The organism is Vibrio rubrogenes, from assembly GCF_059641415.1.
In genome coordinates this window covers 48,518-70,486 of the sequence record NZ_JCARSY010000014.1, presented here as the reverse complement: position 1 = coordinate 70,486, position 21,969 = coordinate 48,518, and the positions used below count along the sequence as shown (strand labels likewise).

19 protein-coding genes, 2 tRNA genes and 1 pseudogene are annotated in these 21,969 nt (G+C 44.4%); 14 read left to right on the top strand and 8 right to left on the bottom strand.

Annotated elements, in window-relative coordinates; translation table 11 throughout:
• The first annotated feature begins 13 nt into the window (after positions 1-13).
• Positions 14-1,456, top strand: a complete 1,443-nt coding sequence (locus AC55NX_RS11940; RefSeq protein ID WP_496995972.1) for an FAD-dependent oxidoreductase — start codon at positions 14-16, stop codon at positions 1,454-1,456.
• 149 nt (positions 1,457-1,605) lie between these two features.
• Positions 1,606-2,622 carry a UDP-glucose 4-epimerase GalE gene (gene galE, locus AC55NX_RS11935; protein ID WP_496995942.1) on the top strand — a complete coding sequence of 339 codons (1,017 nt, stop codon included), beginning with the start codon at positions 1,606-1,608 and terminating at the stop codon, positions 2,620-2,622.
• 122 nt (positions 2,623-2,744) lie between these two features.
• Here galE and AC55NX_RS11930 read toward each other — a convergent pair whose 3' ends face one another.
• Both AC55NX_RS11930 and AC55NX_RS11925 read right to left on the bottom strand, forming a co-directional pair.
• Positions 2,745-3,461 (bottom strand): TetR/AcrR family transcriptional regulator, encoded by a 717-nt coding sequence (locus AC55NX_RS11930; protein WP_496995941.1) that lies wholly within the window; start codon positions 3,459-3,461, stop codon positions 2,745-2,747.
• Positions 3,462-3,579: 118 nt separating this feature from the next.
• Positions 3,580-4,095, bottom strand: a complete 516-nt coding sequence (locus AC55NX_RS11925) for an NUDIX hydrolase (RefSeq protein ID WP_496995940.1) — start codon at positions 4,093-4,095, stop codon at positions 3,580-3,582.
• Between the two features lie 318 nt (positions 4,096-4,413).
• Between AC55NX_RS11925 and AC55NX_RS11920 the strand changes: the two genes are divergently transcribed.
• Positions 4,414-6,081, top strand: a complete 1,668-nt coding sequence (locus tag AC55NX_RS11920) for an ATPase RavA domain-containing protein (protein ID WP_496995939.1) — start codon at positions 4,414-4,416, stop codon at positions 6,079-6,081.
• Positions 6,082-6,092: 11 nt separating this feature from the next.
• A complete protein-coding gene (gene viaA / locus AC55NX_RS11915; RefSeq protein WP_496995938.1) occupies positions 6,093-7,550 on the top strand; it encodes an ATPase RavA stimulator ViaA in 1,458 nt (485 codons plus the stop codon).
• A 56-nt stretch (positions 7,551-7,606) separates the two neighbouring features.
• Here viaA and AC55NX_RS11910 read toward each other — a convergent pair whose 3' ends face one another.
• The 3 genes from AC55NX_RS11910 to yghU all read right to left on the bottom strand — a co-directional run bounded on the left by AC55NX_RS11910 (position 7,607) and on the right by yghU (position 10,451).
• The gene (locus AC55NX_RS11910; RefSeq protein ID WP_496995937.1) at positions 7,607-8,371 is read right to left on the bottom strand and encodes a MipA/OmpV family protein; all 765 of its coding nucleotides are present in this window, start codon (positions 8,369-8,371) and stop codon (positions 7,607-7,609) included.
• A gap of 394 nt (positions 8,372-8,765) precedes the next feature.
• The gene (locus AC55NX_RS11905; protein WP_496995936.1) at positions 8,766-9,353 is read right to left on the bottom strand and encodes an acetate uptake transporter; all 588 of its coding nucleotides are present in this window, start codon (positions 9,351-9,353) and stop codon (positions 8,766-8,768) included.
• A gap of 237 nt (positions 9,354-9,590) precedes the next feature.
• Complete coding sequence (gene yghU, locus AC55NX_RS11900) at positions 9,591-10,451, bottom strand: glutathione-dependent disulfide-bond oxidoreductase (RefSeq protein WP_496995935.1); 861 nt, start codon at positions 10,449-10,451, stop codon at positions 9,591-9,593.
• 442 nt (positions 10,452-10,893) lie between these two features.
• Here yghU and AC55NX_RS11895 point away from each other — a divergent pair.
• Both AC55NX_RS11895 and AC55NX_RS11890 read left to right on the top strand, forming a co-directional pair.
• Positions 10,894-10,980 (top strand) — tRNA-Leu (locus AC55NX_RS11895).
• Positions 10,981-11,007: 27 nt separating this feature from the next.
• Positions 11,008-11,081 (top strand) — tRNA-Cys (locus AC55NX_RS11890).
• 102 nt (positions 11,082-11,183) lie between these two features.
• Here AC55NX_RS11890 and AC55NX_RS11885 read toward each other — a convergent pair.
• On the bottom strand, positions 11,184-11,972 hold the full coding sequence (locus tag AC55NX_RS11885) for a lipase family protein (protein ID WP_496995934.1): 789 nt from the start codon (positions 11,970-11,972) through the stop codon (positions 11,184-11,186).
• A gap of 305 nt (positions 11,973-12,277) precedes the next feature.
• On the opposite strand from AC55NX_RS11885, the gene AC55NX_RS11880 reads away from it, so the two are divergent.
• The 3 genes from AC55NX_RS11880 to AC55NX_RS11870 are packed head-to-tail and all read left to right on the top strand — an operon-like array spanning position 12,278 to position 15,067.
• On the top strand, positions 12,278-13,648 hold the full coding sequence (locus tag AC55NX_RS11880) for a cobyrinic acid a,c-diamide synthase CobB (RefSeq protein WP_496995933.1): 1,371 nt from the start codon (positions 12,278-12,280) through the stop codon (positions 13,646-13,648).
• Positions 13,645-14,601 carry an adenosylcobinamide-phosphate synthase CbiB gene (gene cbiB, locus AC55NX_RS11875; protein WP_496995932.1) on the top strand — a complete coding sequence of 319 codons (957 nt, stop codon included), beginning with the start codon at positions 13,645-13,647 and terminating at the stop codon, positions 14,599-14,601. The genes AC55NX_RS11880 and cbiB overlap by 4 nt, the downstream gene beginning before the upstream one ends.
• Positions 14,602-14,653: 52 nt before the next feature.
• Positions 14,654-15,067 (top strand): NUDIX hydrolase, encoded by a 414-nt coding sequence (locus AC55NX_RS11870; RefSeq protein WP_496995971.1) that lies wholly within the window; start codon positions 14,654-14,656, stop codon positions 15,065-15,067.
• Between the two features lie 90 nt (positions 15,068-15,157).
• Here AC55NX_RS11870 and AC55NX_RS11865 read toward each other — a convergent pair whose 3' ends face one another.
• Positions 15,158-15,631 (bottom strand): peroxiredoxin, encoded by a 474-nt coding sequence (locus tag AC55NX_RS11865; protein ID WP_496995931.1) that lies wholly within the window; start codon positions 15,629-15,631, stop codon positions 15,158-15,160.
• A gap of 211 nt (positions 15,632-15,842) precedes the next feature.
• On the bottom strand, positions 15,843-16,160 hold the full coding sequence (locus AC55NX_RS11860) for a DUF496 family protein (protein ID WP_021018699.1): 318 nt from the start codon (positions 16,158-16,160) through the stop codon (positions 15,843-15,845).
• A gap of 479 nt (positions 16,161-16,639) precedes the next feature.
• On the opposite strand from AC55NX_RS11860, the gene AC55NX_RS11855 reads away from it, so the two are divergent.
• From AC55NX_RS11855 to AC55NX_RS11835, 5 genes and pseudogenes are all read left to right on the top strand, one after another.
• Entirely contained in the window at positions 16,640-17,290 is a 651-nt protein-coding gene (locus tag AC55NX_RS11855) for a YceH family protein (RefSeq protein WP_496995970.1), read from the top strand.
• A 6-nt stretch (positions 17,291-17,296) separates the two neighbouring features.
• Entirely contained in the window at positions 17,297-17,596 is a 300-nt protein-coding gene (locus AC55NX_RS11850; protein WP_496995930.1) for a GIY-YIG nuclease family protein, read from the top strand.
• Between the two features lie 182 nt (positions 17,597-17,778).
• Positions 17,779-18,105 (top strand): annotated as a pseudogene (locus tag AC55NX_RS11845) (conjugal transfer protein TraF); the annotation flags it as partial.
• Between the two features lie 74 nt (positions 18,106-18,179).
• Positions 18,180-19,262 carry an autoinducer 2-binding periplasmic protein LuxP gene (locus AC55NX_RS11840; protein WP_496995929.1) on the top strand — a complete coding sequence of 361 codons (1,083 nt, stop codon included), beginning with the start codon at positions 18,180-18,182 and terminating at the stop codon, positions 19,260-19,262.
• A 39-nt stretch (positions 19,263-19,301) separates the two neighbouring features.
• A complete protein-coding gene (locus tag AC55NX_RS11835; protein ID WP_496995928.1) occupies positions 19,302-21,884 on the top strand; it encodes a LuxQ periplasmic sensor domain-containing protein in 2,583 nt (860 codons plus the stop codon).
• Positions 21,885-21,969: the final 85 nt, after the last annotated feature.

The window sequence follows — 21,969 nt, the reverse complement described above, 5'->3', positions numbered from 1 at the left end:
AGATAGAGTAGTGATGCAGAATAATTCATCGAATCGCCAAAAACCTCGGATTGCGATTATTGGCGGTGGCGTTGCGGGAGCGACGGCTGCGGTTCATTTAGGTGAACAGGGCGTAGACGTCGTTCTGATGGAACGTGGCCCGAGTTTGGTTAATGGTCCGCCAATCTGTCATCTGCATGCCGGGGGAAACCTATACCGAGAGATCTCTCAACAACAGTGTCTGGAATTATTGCGGCAGTCCGTTGAGACGATTCGGCTATATCGACATACCATCAACAAGCGTCCGACCGTGATCGCGACACCGACCACTGATCCTGAACATCCACAAGCATTATTACCCCGATTAGAAGCGATAAAACAGGCTTATCAAGAGATGGTTCACCAGGATGCCCGCAATGAGGTACTGGGTGCTCCTGACGAATACTATCGACTCTACGAACGGGCTGATTTAGAACGGCTTCGGTTGTGTTCGCAGCCAAGTGAGCCTGTCAGTATGGATGACTGGCTGATTCCTTTCGCAAAACATGTGGATTTGGCGTTGATTCAGTATCCCGTTATTGCTGTGCAAGAATATGGGTGGAGTGTTTTCCGTCTTGCTGCAACTGCGATGTTGACCCTTCAGCAACTGCCTCATTGTCAACTGTTAACCAACAGTACGTTGGTCGATGCGCAAATGCATGATGGCCAATGGCATTTGACTTATCATGATAAAGATTCACAAACTCATACACTAGTTGTGGATTATTTAGTCAATGCGTGTGGATATGAGACGGGCAAACTGGATGATCTCACCAAGAACCCTCAATATCGGATGGCTGAATTTAAAGCCGCATATATTGCCAAGTGGCCTGATGAACATAGTCTCTGGCCCGAAGTAATATTTCATGGTCAGCGAGGCACACCACAGGGAATGGCCCAGCTTACGCCATATGCTGACGGTGTTTTTCAGTTACATGGTATGACGAAAACCATCACCTTGTTCGATGATGGCTTAACACGGAGTTCTATTCATTCATCACAACCGATTTTGCCTGATGTATTGCAGATGAAACTGATCAACGGTTGGCCGGATACAGTCGTTGAAGCCAGAACGCGTCATGCGATTGCGCATATCGGTAAGTTTATGCCTGACTATTGTCGCGCTTATCCTGATGGCAAGCCACTGTTTGGTGCCCAGCAGATCCCGGGTGAAGATGAGACGTTGCGCGCTGCCGATGTGTCGTTCAGTGGTCACAATTATGCCCGGATCGAAATTGTCAAAGGTTCATCGGCTTTAGAAGCTGCGAGAAAGCTGATGTCGCACTGGCAGTTGACCGATCATTCGACTTTAGCGTCGATTGAACAGCAGCATCCGATTAGCCTTTCGTTCGAAGCGGATAGAATTGAACAGTTTGCGATTGATTTGGCTCAGGCGCGTGGTTATCCCATTGAACTGGCGAAAATTATTGGTTGTTAATCCCATCTCCGTGTTACATCTGTCTGAATTTATGAAGTGATTCTTATAATCCAGACAGATGTCGCAGGAATTTCAAACTAGAATGACTTTACGATTACATTGGTATGGTAAGATGCGCCAATGTAAGTGTGATAGGGAGAGGCTAGGCAATGAATGTATTGATTACCGGCGGTATGGGCTATATTGGCAGCCATACTTGTATTCAGATGATTGAAGCAGGCATGACGCCTGTGATTTTAGACAATCTCTACAATAGCAAACCAGCCGTTTTGGAACGGATTGAAAAGATTGCTGGTTACCGGCCTGTATTTATCCGCGGTGATGTTCGTGACCGTAGTTTATTGATTGAAGTGATGAATGAGCATCAGATTGATGCCGTGATTCATTTTGCTGGTTTGAAAGCGGTGGGCGAATCGGTTCAGAAGCCGCTGGAATATTATGAAAATAATGTCAGTGGCACTTTGGTGCTGGTCGATGCGATGCGGATCGCGAATGTCAAAACATTAATTTTCAGCTCATCCGCCACGGTTTACGGTGATCCGGCTTCCGTGCCTATTCTCGAAGATTTTCCGACACAGGCAACGAATCCATACGGCAGAAGTAAACTAATCGTTGAGGAGTGTCTTACTGATTTCCAACATGCGAATCCGGACTGGAGTATCTCTTTGCTGCGTTATTTTAATCCGGTCGGATCTCATCCTTCGGGTGAACTTGGTGAAGACCCGCAGGGGATTCCAAACAACCTGATGCCGTTTGTCGCGCAAGTTGCTGTCGGACGCCGTGAGTGTCTCTCTATTTTTGGTGATGATTATCCGACCAAAGATGGTACTGGGGTTCGGGACTACATTCATGTGATGGATCTCGCGGACGGACATATTGCAGCCTTGCAAAACGTTGGGACGAAAAGCGGATTACATGTGTACAACCTCGGTACCGGGATTGGTTACAGCGTGCTGGATATGGTGCATGCGTTTGAAAAAGCGTGTGGTCAAACGATCCCCTATCAATTGGTTGAACGTCGCCCGGGGGATATCGCAGAGTGCTGGGCCGACCCTGCCAAAGCAACGCAAGAATTAGGATGGCGAGCCACCCGCTCATTAGATGATATGGTTCAGGATAGCTGGCGTTGGCAGTCAAATAATCCGGACGGTTATCCAGATATGTAATATTCCCCGGCTTTGGGAAAATCAGTCATCCATGTTTTTGAGAAAAGGTTTTTGAGAAAAGGTTTTTGAGAAAAGGTTTTTGAGAAAAGGTTTGAAAAAACGGGTGACTGGTGGCCGTTAAATCATTGGGGTGTGCGATATAATTCCAGTTGAATGACCAGCTCGTCAAGCTGTTGTGGTTGTAAACGGGATGATGCCGGTATCATCAATTTTTTCGCCATGATTTCATCGCACATTTGCCAATGTTTCAACAGACACTCGCTTTCGGTATCACATTCTTGTGACCAAGTTTCATGCAGGAAAGGTTCGAGCGAGGCCGCGCCGTGAGTAAACATAATCATTTGCCATTTGATTTCCCAAATTTTAATGGCGTGTTCCGGAAAACGTTGGTTGTAATCTTCAGCCAGATGGAAAACCAGTTTCTCAACTTCACCGGATTGATCAATAAAGTAATCGAATCGACTGCCTTTCTGGCGCACAACATCCGCCATTAACTGGATTGGTTGTTTGTTAATGAGGGTAAAGGCCAGCATACGAACAATAAATTGATACAGGAGTTCGTTGACCGGCATATCTTTCGGTAAATTCATCAGTATGGTTTGACAATATTGAGTAATGTATTGGTGCATATTGTCGCTAATGCAATACCAGATTTGTTCTTTACTACCAAAATGGTGGCGAATCAGGCTATGTGAGATTCCTACCTTTTCGCTAATGGTACGCAGCGAGACTTGCGCATAACCAAACTCACAAAACAGCTCAGTTGCAATGCGTAAAATTTGCTGACGCGTTTGTGCGGCATCGTGAGCGCTGCGACGCCCTTGTCTTTTTATGGTCATTTTGATGTTTTAGTGTTGTGAGATTCCAGTGTTGAGCGTTCTCCGATTGTATCAAAATTTTGAACGCGCTGTTTTGATGGTATTCCGATTTATCAACGGGGCAACTGATAAGTTGCTATCATATATATCCACAAAGCTTGGCTTTACTCAGACAAGCGATTGTTTTGGTATCGGTAATTTCACTGTCGATAATCTTCTTTTCCAGCGCTGGAATGGACAGGCAGAAGATATCAATCACTTCATCATCATCGCGCTGATAATCTTGTGTCACAGATAGACCTTTGGCGACAAACAGATGCTGAATCTCATCACAGAAACCGGCCAGCGGAGTCAACTGTCCTAAAGCAACCCATTCGCTGGCAAGATAACCGGTTTCTTCAGCGAGCTCTCGTTGCGCACATGCCAGTGGTGTCTCCGTATTCTCGCGGGTTCCGGCTGGTAATTCGAGTAGCCATTTTCGAATTGACGGACGAAATTGTCGCAACATGACAATCTCTCCCCGTTGATTGACAGGCAGGATCACTGCAGCTCCAGGATGAATGATCGTCGTATGAAGGATTGGGCGGTGTGTTGGTAGCATGATTTCTTCCTCAACCAAAGAAATCTGTTTCCACTGATGTATCGTTTTACGCATACAGTCCTTTGACTTATCCGGCCTGTTATTGCTCGGAATTGTGATAGGGTGTTCTTGGCAAACGATACCTCTATGACACTCAAAAATAAAGGTTTTTAGTTTGAATAAATTTCAGGGCGGTTAATGATACAAAACTCATATTTGGAAACATAGGTTTCAACCAATCGCACGAATTGTGGATCTGATATAAAAACAGGAGCACAAATTAAATCTTGTGCAACATTCGATTAACAAATCGATAAACTTATAATAAACTGAAGTTGTATAAAAATATTACAACAATAACTCAGTATTTTGTGAATCTAGTGAGTCATTTTCATGGTAAGTTCAATTCCTGCAAGTCATTCGCAGAAGGCGTTGCTGTCAGAAAGGATCAATAAATTAGCCGGTGCGCTGGCTGATGGTGTTTATGAACGGGAACACGCGATTAAAATTTGTCTGCTTTCTGCCCTCGCTGGTGAGAGTGTGTTTCTGTTGGGTCCTCCCGGTATTGCAAAGAGTTTGATTGCGAAACGCCTGATTCAAGCCTTCGAAAATAGTTCCTATTTCGAATATCTCATGACGCGCTTTTCAACGCCTGAAGAAGTATTCGGGCCGTTGAGTATTCAAGAGTTAAAGGATAATGGGCGTTATCTGCGGTTAACCAAAGGTTATCTGCCGACGGCTCAGGTCGTTTTCTTAGATGAAATCTGGAAAGCCGGTCCCGCTATCTTGAATACATTGCTGACGGTTGTGAATGAAAAAACGTTCAATAACGGTAGTGAAGTTGAGCGGGTTCCTATGCGTCTGTTGGTGTCCGCATCGAATGAGTTACCGGATAAAGATAGTGGTTTGGAAGCGTTATTTGACCGAATTTTGGTGCGAATTTTTGTTAATCGTATCCAGAATAAACAAAATTTTAAATCGATGCTGACGGTTGGTACACCGCAAGAAGCCCATATTCCGGAAGGATTAGCAATTACCGATCAGGAGTATCATGAGTGGCAGCAGGCATTAGATCAATTAACATTGAGTAACGATGTTTTTGAAAAACTCTATCAGCTCAAATCGATGCTTGATACAGCAGCGGAAAACAGCACATTGACAACATCTGATGAGATGTATGTTTCTGACCGGCGCTGGAAAAAAGCCGTCAAGCTGCTCAAAGCTAGTGCTTTCTTTAATGGCCGTGACAGCATTAATCCTCTGGATCTGTTTTTGTTGCAGGATTGTTTGTGGAACAGCCCGGACTCCCTTGCCATTGTGAAAGAGGTCATTCGTGAGTTTGCGCTGAAGTATGCTTTTGATCAGCAGGATGTTGAGCATCAAATTGAGATTTGTCAGGAAGCGTTAACCGATGTTGGACGAGAACTGGAGGAACAATATACGATGCCGTTGGCGGTTGAGAAAACCGCGGGGCTGATTAAGAAGCAGGTCTATAGCTATGATCTGACACATGCGAAGACATATCAATCCGGCAATCGGAAAGACCTCCTAAAAATCGTGTTGCTCCAAAGTCATACTACCGTCACCGATGCAGAGAATACTGATAAATATTGCCATTGGGTTTATGTACCTAAAGCCGAGTTTGACAAGGTTATCCGCGAAGGGGGAGGTGAGCTATTCGGTTATGTGAACCAAAATACCACCCTTTGCTCTTTTCAGTTTGGTGTTGACTCAGAAGATTTGTTAATTATCAAAGATATTGCCAATCGTTCGGTACTGGTTTCTGTCGTGACGACACAACATCAAAACCAGCATCAGCTATTTCAGGCATGGCAAACACGCATTGAACAGGTTCATCATCAATTAGAACAAGCCGGCTCTCATTTACGTCAATCGTCCCGACAGTTTCATGATGCATTGCCACATCATTTTATCGATCCTGAACTTCCCGTAGCAATGGAAAGTTCATTACAGCAATTACAACAACAATTGGAGAAATCAATTACTGCGTGCGAAGAAGCCGCTCAGCAGATGAATCATTTCAGTCAGTATTTCACTTAGGAGAGATTGTTATGTTAGGTATTGACGGACTAAATCTCGCGATGATGATTGCCGATTCAGGATTAATTGATACAGCGGTGAATGAACTGATGGACGACATTCAATTGTTGATCGCAGTTGAAAACCGAGGGGTGAATACTTCGGTACAAAATCATCTGCTCAAGTGGCGTGGTCAAGTGAAGAAAAGAATGACCAAGGTTTGTGAAACTGAGCGATTTCAGCAGGAATTAGCGTTATATCAGGAAGTCGTTCATTGGGATGAAAAAACTTTTTTTCAGAAAATCCCACAAGTGTTGCAACAACTAGAGTGGCACTCTGCATTTTATACAACCGCCCGCCAGTTATGTGAGCAAAAGAAAAACTTCAGTAATCCGATGTTCCCGCGTTACTTTTGCGATCAATGGTATAACAGTTTATCCAATGCGCTTAAACAGGCGCAGGTGATGGAGCTCGAAGCGAATAAAGAGAAGGTATTGGATGACTTATACCAGCGGATTGAGACGCTGCGTTCAATGGATCAAGTCACAGATACCGACGATGTAAAAAGTATTCACCGTTTGTGGAATATGGCGAGTGCTAAGCTAGGCAAAGTTGATTTGGCAGTGATGAAAAAACATGCCGAATTCCTTAAAAAGCATAAGGAAATTCAACAAATCGCTGAAAGTCTTGGGCGTATGGCCAGCGAGGTAGATGATCCTGATCTTCAACAGGCAAGTGTCGAGACACTACAGTTGGTTGAAGAACAATCTGATCTGGCAACTGACGATATTGTCGGTGTTCATCAGAGTGATGATTTAAATAAAATTCTTCCCAATGAGATGTTGTTTTTAGCGCATCCTGAGCTGGAAGTGATTTTTTATAAGCATTTGATTGATAAGCGGCTGTTGAACTATCGTATGCAGGGAAAATCACGAACATTATCGAAAGTGACAACATCAAAACCGGCCAATGCTCAAGTGGATATTGAAAAAGGACCTTTTGTGGTCTGTATTGATGCGTCCGGTTCGATGAACGGATTTCCGGAGCAGTGTGCCAAGGCAGTAGCCTATGCTTTGATGCAGATTGCTCTGGCGGACAACCGGGACTGCTACGTCGTTATTTTCTCCACACAGATCATTACCTATCAATTAACCAAGCAAGATGGATTGAGAGAAGTTTGTGACTTTCTGAGTTATACCTTTAAAGGTGGGACCGATCTGGAACTGGCATTATCGGATGCAATTCAGACAATGCATAGTGATCGATATAAGAATGCTGATTTGGTGGTGATTTCTGATTTTATGGCACCGAAACCTTCTCAAGAATTGAATAAAGCGATCAATACACTAAGGGCAAAACATAATCGTTTTCATGCCATTAGTCTTTTTCGGTATGGGAATCCGCAATTAATGGAAATATTTGATTACACCTGGCGTTATTATCCCGGTATTCTCGGTCGTTTGATAAAAAGTCGTTCGTCGGTCAGATAATTTTATTCAGTAATGAACAGAGAGCCAATCGGCCCTCTGTTTTAGTTCGTATACGATTAAAATTGATAAGAAATACCAGCGATGGTTTGAATCGTGTGGCTAGAATCAACCATTGGACTGTCTTGAATTTCGTCTGGTAATACTTGATAACGGCTGGAAACAAATGCATCTAAAGTATCAGAGACACTATATCTGAATGTCACCCCGAAATAAGGCGTAATTGCACTGCCGGGATCGTAGGCTGTTAGTCCACTACGTGCCGATTCGCCTGAACTGACACCATAATAGTGCTGATTCATATCACTGTTAGTATATTTGATACCCACTTCAGGAATGATTATCAACTGCTGAGTAAAAGGAATTGGATAGTTATATTGTGCTGAAGCCATTATTCCGCCATCGGTCTCATCAAGGACATCGATAGCAAGCGAGGAAGTAATATTTCCAAGTGGTGAGCGGAATGTATAAGAAACAGCGCCCATCGCCGTACCGTCTCTTTTATCCAACAATTTCATTTGACTATTGTTGGCATCATCTGGATCGAACTCCTGAGCGTAGTAAGACACAGAGGCTTGTAACACATTGTATTCATCCTGATACAAATAGGCACCGGCTGAGAGACCATGAATAAAGAAAACATTATTATCGTAATTGACTAGCGGTAGCGGAAAGACGTTTTCATCATAATCTTTATAAACTGATGTTGAATATGAAGCACCAACGCCGAGTGAAAGTCCATTTTCTGCAGCATATCCCGGAAAAGTAATTAAGCATGACGCTGGGATAAGGCATAAAACCTGTTTTAAATATAAGTTTGACATTAAAGCTCCTGATCACCTAACAAAGTCGTTTTTATTATTTACCCTATGTATATAAAGTGTAATTTCTTGCTTTACAGACAAGTTGAGTAAAGAGTTTTACATTGATAAAAGCCCGCGCATCGAGAATATCATAGTCTGTATGACGGTTCAAAAGGATGTTCTTGGTAAATTTTATCTCAGGAATTCTTTGATAGTTGTGACATTTTGTGACATTCAATATTGAGTTGTAGTTTATTCATATTGAGATGAACGATTCGTTGTTCACATGGCGGATTTTTGTAACTTAGTCGTACTGATAATAATAAGAGGTGTCATATAAATAAAATCAGCCTGTTTTAACAGGCTGATTTTTGATGGTGAGTTTCTCACCGTTGTTCAGTGGGGCTGGATCATATTAAGCAACGGCAGGTTGAATGCTGCCCTTACGTTTATCACCCACGGGTAAAATAACGCGACCATATTCATGGTTCAGCACTTGCGCCATTGCGAAGTAGATGGCACTTGCGCCACAGAAAATACCTTCAAAACCAGCGATCATACCAATGGTTTCATTGCCAGTGAAATCACGGATTGCCAGCAGTGCAAACAGGACGGTCAGAGAGCCGAATACCACTTGCTTGGCGATTGGATAACACAAAGAGCCAATAAACATAAATCCGGTAAAAATCCCCCACAATGCTAGATAGCAACCCATAAAATGCGCCGGGCTGGCTGGCAGACCCATTTTAGGCATCACAATCAGGCCGACCAGGGTTAGCCAGAATAAGCCGTAAGAAGTGAAAGCTGTTGTGCCGAATGTGTCACCGCGTTTAAAACACATCATGCCCACAATGACTTGACTGAGACCGCCATAAAATATCCCCATGGCTAGAATCATCGAATCGAGAGGGAAGAACCCTGCATTGTGAATATTAAGCAATACAGTGGTCATACCAAAACCCATTAAGCCAAGAGGGGCCGGGTTGGCTAATTTCATTGACATGGATACTTACCTTTACAAATAGATGAGGAATAAGCTGTCGGTGTTGGTTGTCTGACAGCATCAAAACGACGCGGATTCTAATACCTCATTGGAGAAAAGCAATATATTTATCGAGTCATCGATAGATGAGGGGAATGATTTAAACGGAAGACGAGCCAGCCTTGGCTTGTGCACATGATCAGATAAGTTCGTCATTCATAAAAGCGCACCATGATAAGTGCGCTTTGTTGAATCGTTCTATGGTTTTAGTTTTAAAGCTTTATCAATATCTTCAGCACTATGTCTTTCAGCCACTTGTTCCCATGCTTCGCCCATCGTACGGTTGACAATACGACCACGTTGTACGGCTTCACGAGCTTCAATCTGCTTCGCCCAACGGACCACATGCTCGTAGGTATGAACTTGTAAAAACTCTGCAGCGTCGTATGCCCGACCCAACACAAGGTTGCCATACCAAGGCCAGATGGCCATATCAGCAATGGTATATTTTTCACCCGCCACGTAAGTGTTTTTGGCGAGTTGTTTATCTAACACATCTAACTGACGTTTTACTTCCATCGCGAAACGGTTAATCGGATACTCTTGCTTTTCATCGGCATAGGCATAGAAATGGCCAAAACCACCGCCTAAGAATGGTGCTGAGCCTTGCGCCCAGAACAACCAGTTTAATGTTTGCGTTCTTGCCGAACCACTGACCGGTAAAAAATGATCAAATTTTTCAGCAAGGTGAACTAGTATAGACGCGGATTCAAATACATTAACCGGTTCATCTCCTGATTGATCAACCAAAGCAGGGATTTTTGAATTTGGGTTTACAGCAACGAATCCCGATGAAAACTGATCAGAATCCCCGATGTTAATGAGATGTGCGTCATATTCAGCTTCTTTAATTCCTAGTGCTAAAAGCTCTTCAAACAGGATAGTGACTTTTTGCCCGTTCGGTGTACCTAATGAGTAAAGTTGGAATGGATGCTCGCCAACCGACAGATCTTTGTCAAATCTTGCACCAGCTTCCGGGCGGTTAATATTCGCCCATTGACTACCCGAGCTTGGTTCATTCTTCCAGATCTTAGGCGGTACATATTGATTTTCGCTCATCTAATTTTCCCCTTCTCCTTTAGCTTTTTTTTGCAAGCCGAGTGGCTAAACGTTAACGATACAAAATATCATTCACTGACTGTCTATCGGTCATGATAATCCGTTGAATATCGAAGGGGAATTAGTTTGTGAGCAATCCGATAGACTCAAACATCATGTGACATGACAGAAAAATATGAAGAAAAAGTTGCCCGGACACTTGAAAGTTGATGGGCGCCATCGCCAGCGTAGAACCGGGTACAGAAAAACTATGAGGGGGCGACAGATTCGTGGCTGGTTTTCATCCTGATTGTATGTTGTCTATACCGAGACGCATGTTTATTAGCCATTTGATTGATAATAGAGAAATTTTTGTTGACCTCGAATTTTAATCCGATAAAGTATGCCTCGTTCTCACGGTTCATACCGATGAGAGGTGGTGTTACCATCGCTTTTTAGCGTTGCCCTGGTGGTGGAATTGGTAGACACAAGGGATTTAAAATCCCTCGGCGTTCGCGCTGTGCCGGTTCAAGTCCGGCCCGGGGCACCATCTACAAAATTGAGAACGAAATGATTTGGCGCGTTGGCAGAGTGGCTATGCAGCGGATTGCAAATCCGTGGACCTCGGTTCGACTCCGGGACGCGCCTCCATATCTCGATAAAAAAGACGTTTAAAGCGTCTTTTTTTACGTCTCCGCTTTTACGTCTCAACTACCGACTTATCGGTCAGTCTTTTGTGTGACCCCATTATTTTCAGCGTTCGTCAAAGAAATCTTTATTGCGGATGTATTTACTCATCAAATGATAAGAAAACGGTCGAATCACCCAACTGAGCAGTGAGCGGCCAAGTCGGATCAAGGTCGGTGTATTTTCATAAATACGTCCGTTATAAAGCCAGAGCAGTTTACCGACATGCCAGTAGATAAACGGGAGTGGCGGTAAAAAGGTCACGATATCGATGTCGCAACAGATACGGTAGGTTTTATGCTTCAACGTATACTGCCTGTAGAAGCGCCAGTTGCCGACGGCTGGTTGACCAAAGGTAACCACGCGTTTAATGCTTTTCGGTGCTCTGCGTTCCAGATAGTCAGCGACAACACATGCCATTGCTCCCCCGGACGAGTGTCCGGTCAAGACGATGCGTTTCCCCTGTTCAATCAGCGGTAACAGAATGGTTTCCAGCCTTTCCAGTACGCTGATGCCGAGTTTATCTTCATTACGAAGCGGCTGGCTCTCCTGAAGCAACAGATAGTACAAGCCGGCATGAATATGATAGGGCAATCCGAGCGGCCGACAGTCTTTCATCCATAATGCAAGATTCAACACCCAGTCACTCACGGAATGAGAGCCTTTAAACACGACCACGACTTCGTCCTTTTTGCTGCTCCATAGCACCCGAATCATGGTTTTACCGTATCGATCACCAATGATACGTTGCCCGTTGGGATCAAAGCCATAACGGGTATGCCTGAATATTCGAGGATAGGCGAGTTTACAGAGTACGGCATAATGTTCGTACTGATATCGTTTGAGTGGTTTCAAGCCGGTGGCGGATGTTTTGTCGTCTGATCTTTGTATTGTCGGTCATTAATATGAAAATTTGATGAAGCTATTGATATCATCCTGACCACATAGCTGCCATTTGATTCAGGTTATATTCTTATCCTGATTGGTCTGGGTGATTCGCTCAGGTTTATCGGAGATGGTGCTTTTTGCAGATGATGATACTTTTTGCAGATAAAGTAGGACAGATCGATAACTTTGTGGTGATCAGGTCTAGTCACTTCTGCTATCGTGCCGTTTTTGATTAAAAATCATATTTAAACCGACATGAGATTTAAATCGACATGAATGCATTCTTAATTGGTGGCACGAGTAGTGGCAGTGGTAAGACGACCCTCACCTTAGGTTTATTGCGTGCATTTCGGCGCAGAGGTTTGTCGGTTCAGCCGTTCAAAGTTGGTCCCGACTACATTGATACTGCCTGGCATTCGCGAGTTTCTGGCACGTTATCCAGAAATCTGGACGAGTTTATGTTACCGCAGGCGGTGTTATTGAATACGTTTTACCAACGCGTGGCTCAGGTTGATGTTGCCATCATTGAAGGTGTGATGGGGTTATATGACGGTTACGGCACTGATCCACACTATTGCAGTAGTGCCGGGATGGCAAAACAACTGGCTTGTCCGGTCATTCTGGTTATTGACGGCAAAGCGGTCTCGACGTCGGCAGCAGCAACGGTGCTGGGATTCCAGCAGTTTGACCCGACCCTGAATATTGCCGGCGTGATCGTCAATCAGGTTAATTCGGACGGTCACTTTGACTTACTGAAAACCGCAATCGAGCGTTATACCGGCATCCCCGTGCTCGGACGTTTACCCAACCTCAAAGCAATTGAATTGCCGTCTCGTCATCTCGGATTGATCACCGCGCATGAACAGGCTGCTTATGATGATGTCTGGGATCAACTGGCGGATCAGATTGAACAGCATCTTGATCTGGATTTACTGCTTCAGGTTTCGGTGTTGCCCATGGCACCGGTGACCGATGACACGCTGGCTTTGACATTAAAGGGACAAGGTGACGGGTTGACCTTAGCCATGGCTTATGACGAAGCCTTTAATTTCTATTATCAGGATAACCTTGATCTATTGGCGGCAAGCGGTGTACGGATTGTCCGTTTCAGCCCTTTGCAGGATCAGGCGTTGCCAGACGCCGATCTGATTTATATCGGTGGCGGTTTTCCGGAATTGTATGCCGAACGGTTGTCAGTTAACCAACCGATGCTGCAAGCACTAAAGCGTGCTCATGAGCAAGGGACTGCGATTTATGCCGAGTGTGGCGGGCTGATGTATTTGGGCGAAAGTTTGATTGATCAAGCCGGAGAGCAGTATCCGATGTGCGGCATTTTCCCCGGGTATAGCACGATGACGACTTCCCTGAAGCGTTTCGGTTATTGTCAGGTTTCTGCGAACCAAGATGTGCTGATTGCCTCACAAGATGAGGTGATTCGGGGCCATGAGTTTCACTATTCCGAATTTACGACAGACCTTGCCCCGGTCTTCACCTGCACCAAAGAGCGGGATGGTCAGGTGTTGCAGCGCTGGCAAGGCGGCTATCAAGTTAACAATACCCTCGCGAGTTATTTCCATGTCCACTTCGGTCAGAATCCTGATTTATTGTTGCATTGGTTTCGCCGGGGAAGAATGCGCCAATGAGTCTGTTGATCTATAGCTGTGCTTTTATTCTTGACTTAATCCTCGGTGACCCGCCTCATTGGCCGCATCCGATCCGCTGGATTGGCACTGCAATTTCCCGAATGGAAAAGATGATCCGTCGTATGAGTCATCATGAATGGGGGCTTTATGCAGGAGGCGGCGTATTATGGGTCGTCATTGTGGCGTTGAGCTGGGGTGTCACTTGGCTGGTGTTACAAGCTGCCGGGGCGGTTCATCCTTGGTTGGGCGTGGTTGTTACCGTGTGGCTGGCTTACACCACATTGGCGGGACGGTGTCTGGCAGATTGTGCCAATTTGGTTTATCGGGCACAGGAGCAAGGCGATATTGAAGAGAGCCGTCGCCAATTGTCTTACATTGTGGGACGGGATACCCGCAACCTCGACAATACCCAGATTTCGCGCGCAGTGGTTGAAACTGTGGCAGAAAATACCGTTGACGGTGTCATTGCACCGATGTTTTATCTGTTTCTCGGCGGTGTGCCGTTGGCGATGGCATATAAAGCAATCAATACGCTGGATTCGATGGTGGGTTATCGTAATGAAAAGTATCGGGCGTTGGGCTATGCCTCCGCCAAAATGGACGATCTGGCAAACTGGTTACCTGCGCGTTTGAGCTGGTTACTGTTTTCTTTGGCTGCTTGGTTATTGCGTTACGATGCATGTGGCGCATTAACGATAGGTTGGCGGGATCGCTATCAACATAAAAGCCCGAATTGTGCATGGTCGGAAGCCGCTGTTGCCGGCGCTCTGGGGATACGGCTCGGCGGGGCAAATGATTATTTCGGCCAGCGGGTAGAGAAGCCTTGGATTGGCGATGATAAACGTCTGATTGAACGAGATGATATCCAGCGCACGATTCGGCTGATGTATTTGGTCTCGGTGTTAGCCTTACTGGTATATACCGGTGTATGCTGGATGATAGGTATCGGTTAAGCAGAATATGATTCGGTGTTAGTGAGTCGGGGCCCGGAGGAGGAATAACATGATGAAAGTCCATGAATGTGTGTCTTTTCTATTGGTTGATGACGCTCAGGTCCTGCTGGAAAAGCGTGCGAAAGATAAAACGTGTGATCCTGATATTGTCGCGATCCCCGGTGGTCATATTGAAGCGGGTGAGTCGCAAAAAGAAGCACTGCTCCGTGAAATTCAGGAAGAGCTCGGTGTTCTCCCGAAAAGTTATCACTATCTCTGCTCGCTTTATCATCCGACAACAGAATTGCAACTGCTGCATTATTATGTGGTCAGTTGTTGGGATGGCAGTGTCTCGTCTTTCGAGGCCGAGGAAGTGTTTTGGTGTGACTTGTCTGAAGCACACGTTGACACGCTGGCAGACAAAGTGGCTTTGTCTGAGTATCATCGTTTAAAAGGTAGTCCGGTATTACCGACACTGAAGGCATGATGCTAGTGTTTGCTGTGCAACGTATTTATCTTAATGAACCAAAAAACGGAAACCTTGAGGTTTCCGTTTTCTGATCTCTACCAATGTGATTTATAAACTGGCAAGAATGGTTTCAGCGTTGCTGACTTCAAATGATTTCGGAGGTTCGACATTTAACTGTTTGACCACACCATCTTCAATGATCATGGCATAACGTTGAGAGCGAATACCACCGAATTGTTCGGTATCCATTTCCAGACCGAGTGCTTTGGTGAAACTGGCATCGCCATCAGCCAGCATCATAATTTCTGAAGCATTCTGCGCTTCACCCCATGCTTTCATCACAAATGCATCATTGACGGCAACACATGCGATAATATCAATGCCTTTGGCTTTTAACTGGTCGGCCAGCACAACATAGCCGGGTAGGTGAGCTTCGGAGCAGGTTGGGGTAAATGCACCGGGAACAGCAAATAAAACCGCTTTCTTACCGGCAAAGAGTTCTTGAACCTGATGATTGACCATGCCATCTGCTGTCAGTTGACCTAACGTTGCTGCAGGGAGTTTCTGACCTTGTTCGATCATGATTTTTTCCTTTTATTGATATGAGGGCTTCCATTGAGTCTAGCTTGAAATCAGATCAATAAAAACATAAAAATATTAGGGAATTATGACATGAGAAATACGCTTTTTATGGGGCAAGCACGGGCAGCAATGTTGCGGAGAACCAGATAGCCGCATAAAAAAACCCACATGGCTGTGGGTTTTTTCTGTATCAGTCACGATACTGTAGGGATTATTTTTTACCCTGAGTCTGAAGTTTATCTTGCTCGGTTAACTCTTTAATGCGACGGCTCATCTCCCGGCGCTCTTTTGAGATTTCAGCACTCTTGATGATATGGTCATCAACCCGATCTTCATAGTCTGCTTTCATGTTTTTGACGATAGCAATAAACTCATCGTGTGTCATTTCAGGTTTGATGTAATCCAGCAGGTTCTCAAGCAGGTCAACACGTTTACGGTTATCCCGAACTTTTTTCTCGTTATCGATCAACTCCCGTTTTAGTTTATTTTTACGGCGTGCTAGCGAGACAATTTCAAATACGCTGCTCATCGGTTCCTTTCCTATTGTCTTATTAAATGGGTCTACCAGAATTAAATCATATCCATCGCCTTGGGAACAGCCCTGAGATCAATCAAAAGTGGCTTTGTCCGCTGAATTTTCTGGCGATCAGCGTATGGTGGTGCTGGAAACGCGATTCATCGTTTGAACATGATTTATTTTCTCAGTCAGTCACTATATGATAATGACATTCCTATTATCACTCATCAAAAGTCATGTCATTATCATCAGAGATTATTGTTCCTATTTTTGAGGAACCGCTCGAAAACCCACGTCAGGATAAACTCAGAACTGGCTATATCACAGCAAGAAAATCGTGTAGTTTCACGGACATCGAATTGAATCGTTCACGAATTTTTGTCTTGGATGAGCATGGTCATATTGTGAAATGTACTTTTGTTGTCGAACATTAATGATGTTGGACATGGTGTATACCGAATTCAATTGAATAGAGCATAAAGGAAATCATGATGAAGTATGAGCTTAGTGCACATGAGGCGCGGATTATTGGCAGTTTAATTGAAAAATCGATTACCACACCGGATTACTATCCGCTGAGCCTCAATAGTCTGGTCACTGCTTGCAATCAGAAAAGTAACCGAGAGCCTGTGATGAATTTATCTGAATCTCAAGTGCTTGAAACCGTGGAGGGTTTAATCTCTCGTCGGTTCGTCAGTGATGAAAGTGGTTTTAACAGCCGGACCAGCAAATACCAGCATCGCTTTTGCAATACGGAGTTCGGTGATTTGCAACTTACAGAACAAGAGCTAGGAATCATTTGCTGCTTGCTGTTACGTGGCCCGCAGACCCCGGGAGAATTGCGGACCCGAACCAATCGTCTATGTGTTTTGCCGGACATGAAGACCACGGAACATGTGCTGGAAACGTTGATTGAAAGAGAATTAGTGGCCAGATTGCCTCGGGAACCGGGCAAAAGAGAAATTCGCTATCGTCAAACGTTTACACCTTATGATGCAAGTGAAGATATTGCAGAATCGGCAGCGGAAACGCCAGCACAACCAGAACGACTCGACGGACTCGAACAAGAAGTGGAGGCATTAAAGCAGGAAGTTCAGTGGTTACGCGCACAAGTGGATGAGCTGCTTTCTTCCCGTGAATAATATCTGATGACCGAGCAACAAACCTCTCAATGGTGGATCTATTTGATCCGAACACCCCAAAATGCGCTTTATTGCGGTATTACAACCGATATTGCACGACGCTTTCAGCAGCACCAGTGTGGTCAGGGAGCGAAGGCATTGCGGGGCAAATCCCCTCTGGTGCTGGTCTGGAGTCATCCGGTCGGCACACATCGTGAAGCATTGCGTATGGAAGCGAAGGTCAAACGTTTTTCCAAAACCCGCAAAGAAAAAATAGTACTCAAAAATTTATTACCGTCGCAAATTTTTGATCACTCAGGTGCATAACTATCTGTAGAACGTTCATTTTGTACTAATCTTAGATTGATCACTTATGAGATAAGGTGGGTATCAAATGAAGAATTATCGATTGATTGTAGTGATATGTTCTTTGGCAGCTCCTGTTGAGGCAGCATCGTGGGTTGCTGATGCCCGAGGTAACGGCATGGGGAGTGCTGATGCTGAAACATTATCAATTGGACATGCAAGTCACGATGTCGGCTGATTATGTCGGAGAATTCTTGAGTGCAGCCGTTGATGTTGATATGACAAAACAAGAACGTTTTATCGGTAAAAATGATGATACACAGTTTATCCGGTTTGGTATTGAAGGGAATGCCCGGGGCTGGGGACAGCTAAGGGCTGGATATGAAATCGACATAGAGAATACAGTGGATAATGCAATAACCTTGGGGTTGGAAATCAGCCCCGGAGACACCGTTAGCCTTGATATTGCCGGAAGTTATGCCGGAGAACATCAGCTGGGTGGTTCGGCAAATCTTGCCTTTACTTTTTGATTTACCACAGCGCGTTACACGAGCGCTCTTTCTTTTGTTTATGTTGAACATATTCAATTAATGAGAAGACGACAATGAGACTTTCTGGAGTTATTTTAACCGCCTGCTTTCTTATTTATCATTCAGCGGCGTATGCGTTGAGTGGCTATTGGCATTACAACGAATTTCTGGATTTAAACCCCGAACAAAAACAACTGACACAGTCTTTGGCAAATGCCGTTCGGCTTGAACCGAAACCATTACAGGCGACTCAGGAACATCCGGTAAAAATATCAGTGATTTATCCCGGACAGCAAGTGTCGGATTATTGGAGTCGTAACATCCGGGCTTTTGAATTGCGTTTGAACGAGCTGGGTGTCAAATACGAAATACATCAGGTGTTCACCCGACCAAATCTGGATATCCGTCAGCAAAGTCTTTCTTTGATGGAAGCATTAAAGAATAAATCTGACTATTTGATTTTTACGCTCGATACCACCAGACATAAAAAATTTATTGAGCATGTATTAAGAGGTGGAGAAACCAAATTGATTCTACAGAATGTGACCACACCTGTGAAAGACTGGTCACATCGACAACCGTGGATGTACATCGGGTTTGACCATGAAATAGGGACCAGTTTGTTGGTGGACTATTTTAAGCAAACATTAAAACCTCATTCACCTTATTCCGTGCTGTATTTTTCACAAGGTTATGTGAGTGAAGCGCGAGGCGATACCTTTATTCAAGCAATGAGTGAATATCCACTCGTATCATCATTTTATACTCAGGCGAATAAAGAAAGTGCTTATAAAATTACGCTTGAGAATATGAGGGAGCATCCGGATATTAAATTATTGTATGCCTGTTCAACCGATGTCGCTCTCGGAGCCGCTAAAGCTTTGAAAGAACTGGGCCGAGATGATGTTCTTATCAATGGCTGGGGTGGTGGTTCTGCGGAACTGGAAGCTTTACAGCATCATGATTTGAATGTCACGGTTATGCGGATGAATGATGACACCGGTGTCGCAATGGCTGAAGCAATCAAGTGGGATCTGGAAGGTAAAAAAGTACCAACGGTTTATTCCGGGGACTTTGAAGTGGTTTCCAGTGCAGATGACCCCGAAAGAGTTGAGGCATTGAAACAACGTGCATTCCGGTATTCTGATCGACACTGATCCGTCGAAAATGATAGATAAAGAAAGAGACCATGCTTTATGAACGTCAGGCCGAGCCCTATTCGCCAGAAACAGAAAATAGCAACCTATTTTACTCGGGCGATTACAATTATCATTGTCATTCTGACATTTAGTGTTCTGTTTCAGAACTATCAGATCAGTAGTCAGTTGATTGCTCAGGAAGTGCAACGGACGGCAAATCAGACCTCAGGATTAGTTCAGGGCATGGTCAACTTCCGCCTCTCTTTGCTCAAAATTCATCAGGATGGAAGTGCGACAAACGCTGATTTATTACATGCGGTAAGCTCTGGGAAGTCGCAGTATATTGATCAATATTTTCGTTCCGTTGATCAGCTTGACCCGGATAATACACCGGACGTCCGCTTTATTGCCGGGTTGAATCATATGCTGTGGGATGATGGGAATGCTCAGTTCTACGGTATTGTGCCGAATGAATTAGAATCCGTCTCACACCGGATGGCCGTGAATAATGCATGGATGTTGGTGAAAATACCGTCTTTGCTGGAGACGGTTTATGCTTTGGCAAGAAGAACACCGCTTGTGAGTAATTCTGGTGAATTGATCGGTTACTTGTACGTTATGTTTGTGATTAATAATAATTATAATCTTATCGAACAGATTCGCTCCCGTAGCAATTCGCAGAATTTGATCCTTGCGATCGGATCCAATGTCCTTTCAACGACCCTCAACGGAGAAGAGTCATACTCAGAACAGGATGTGCTCGCTTATCCCCAACATGCTGATCGACTTGAGTCCTATACGGTCAATACCACCAAGCTGAGGGTTGATGAAAATCCGACTCAGCTGATGATGTATGCAGTTCAGGATAATCAGAATGTTGTCAAACTGAAGCGTAATTTTTATTACGGTGTCTTGTTTATTTTGATTGCGACAGCGTTGTTCTCTTTCATCTTGTGGTGGTGGTTACATAAGCGAATTCGGGCTGAGATTGAAAAACTGGTCCAGTTTAGTCGCTCAATTGTTGATCGTGGAGCCGAGCATGTTTTCCATGGTTCAAAGATCGAGGAATTTGACCTATTCGGGCGAGCACTTGAACATACCTTTAAGCGCTTGTCTGAACAAGAAAAGCAATTTGAGAATTTGTTCAATTCCTCTATTGCACCAACCATTTTATGGGGAGCTGACGGCCGTTTACTACGGATGAATCCTGCTGCGGTAAAACAATTTTCCAAAGAGAGTCAGGTCTCTACTTTCTATGAACTGAAAGAACGATTAATTCCCAGCATCAAAAAGGCGTCTAGCGGTGAGACACTCAACGAAGTCGCGACTGAGTTTGAAGGTCAAATATTCCGCTGGACGATTTCCCCGATTGTGACCGAAGGCCGTGTTGAGTCTGTCCTGACTCAAGGACAGGATGTCACGACCATTGCCGAAGCTGAGAAACAAAGCCATTTGGCGCGCAGTGAAGCAGAAAGAGCTGCCGGTGCCAGAGCTGATTTTCTGGCTCGGATGAGTCATGAGGTCAGAACACCTTTGAATGGGATTTTAGGGGTATCACAGTTATTGAAAGAGAGTGTGACAGACGAAAAACAGCGTGAACAGGTCGGTGTACTCAGCCTGTGTAGCGAACATCTGCTTGCTGTTTTAAATGATATTTTGGACTTCTCCAAAATTGAGCAGAATAAGTTCAAACTGAATCCGGTTCATTTCCACTTGATTGAGACAGTTCGAGTCATCGAACGGATTTATCAACCGCTATGTCAGGAAAAGGAACTTGAGCTGGATGTGATGACTAATATTCAGGAAGATACCATCGTTGTCATTGATCAAATCCGTCTGAATCAAATCATCTTTAATTTGCTGAATAACGCGATTAAATTTACCCGTGAAGGTGAGATTTGTGTCCTGATCAATTTAAACCATTCAGAAGATGGCGCGATGTTTCATGTTTCTATCTCCGATACCGGTATTGGCATTGGACATGATGATCTTTCGTTAATCTTTGAACCTTTTATTCAAGGCGGAACGACATCGAGTCGCGAATTTGGCGGGAGTGGTTTAGGGCTATCGATTGTGAAAAATTTGGTGGAACTCATGGGGGGAACCGTGTCGGTCTCGTCTCAGGTCGGCAAGGGAAGCTGCTTCGAGTTCACAATTCCGATTGAAGTTGAGCAATACCATGTTAAACAAACGCAAGAAACGGTTGAACAGGAGGTCTCTGGTCAACTATTTGAGCAATCTCCTCACGTACTATTAGTTGAAGATAACAAAACTAATGCCTATATCGCGAAGGCATTTTGTGACCGTTTCGGCCTACGGGTGACATGGGTTGAAGATGGCAAGGTTGCCGTTGAAACACTGAAAAAAATAGGCTTTGATTTAGTTTTGATGGATAACCAGTTGCCAGGTATGGATGGGGTTGAAGTTACCGATTTTGTGAAACATCAACTCAGACTAGACACACCAATTTATGCGTGTACTGCGGATGATACTGAAAAAACCAAGAATGATTTCTTACATGCAGGGGCAGAATACATACTGGTCAAACCGATCCGAGAAGAGAACTTATATAAGGCGCTGGTTCATTTCAGAGATAATTATTGGGCACCGATAACGTCGAGCGTACTTCAATCCCATTAATGGCGGCGTTATATGAGGATGATTGGTCATCCCTGATGATATTGATGTGCATTGTTTACCGGTTTCTTGTTCTGGAAACCGGTAA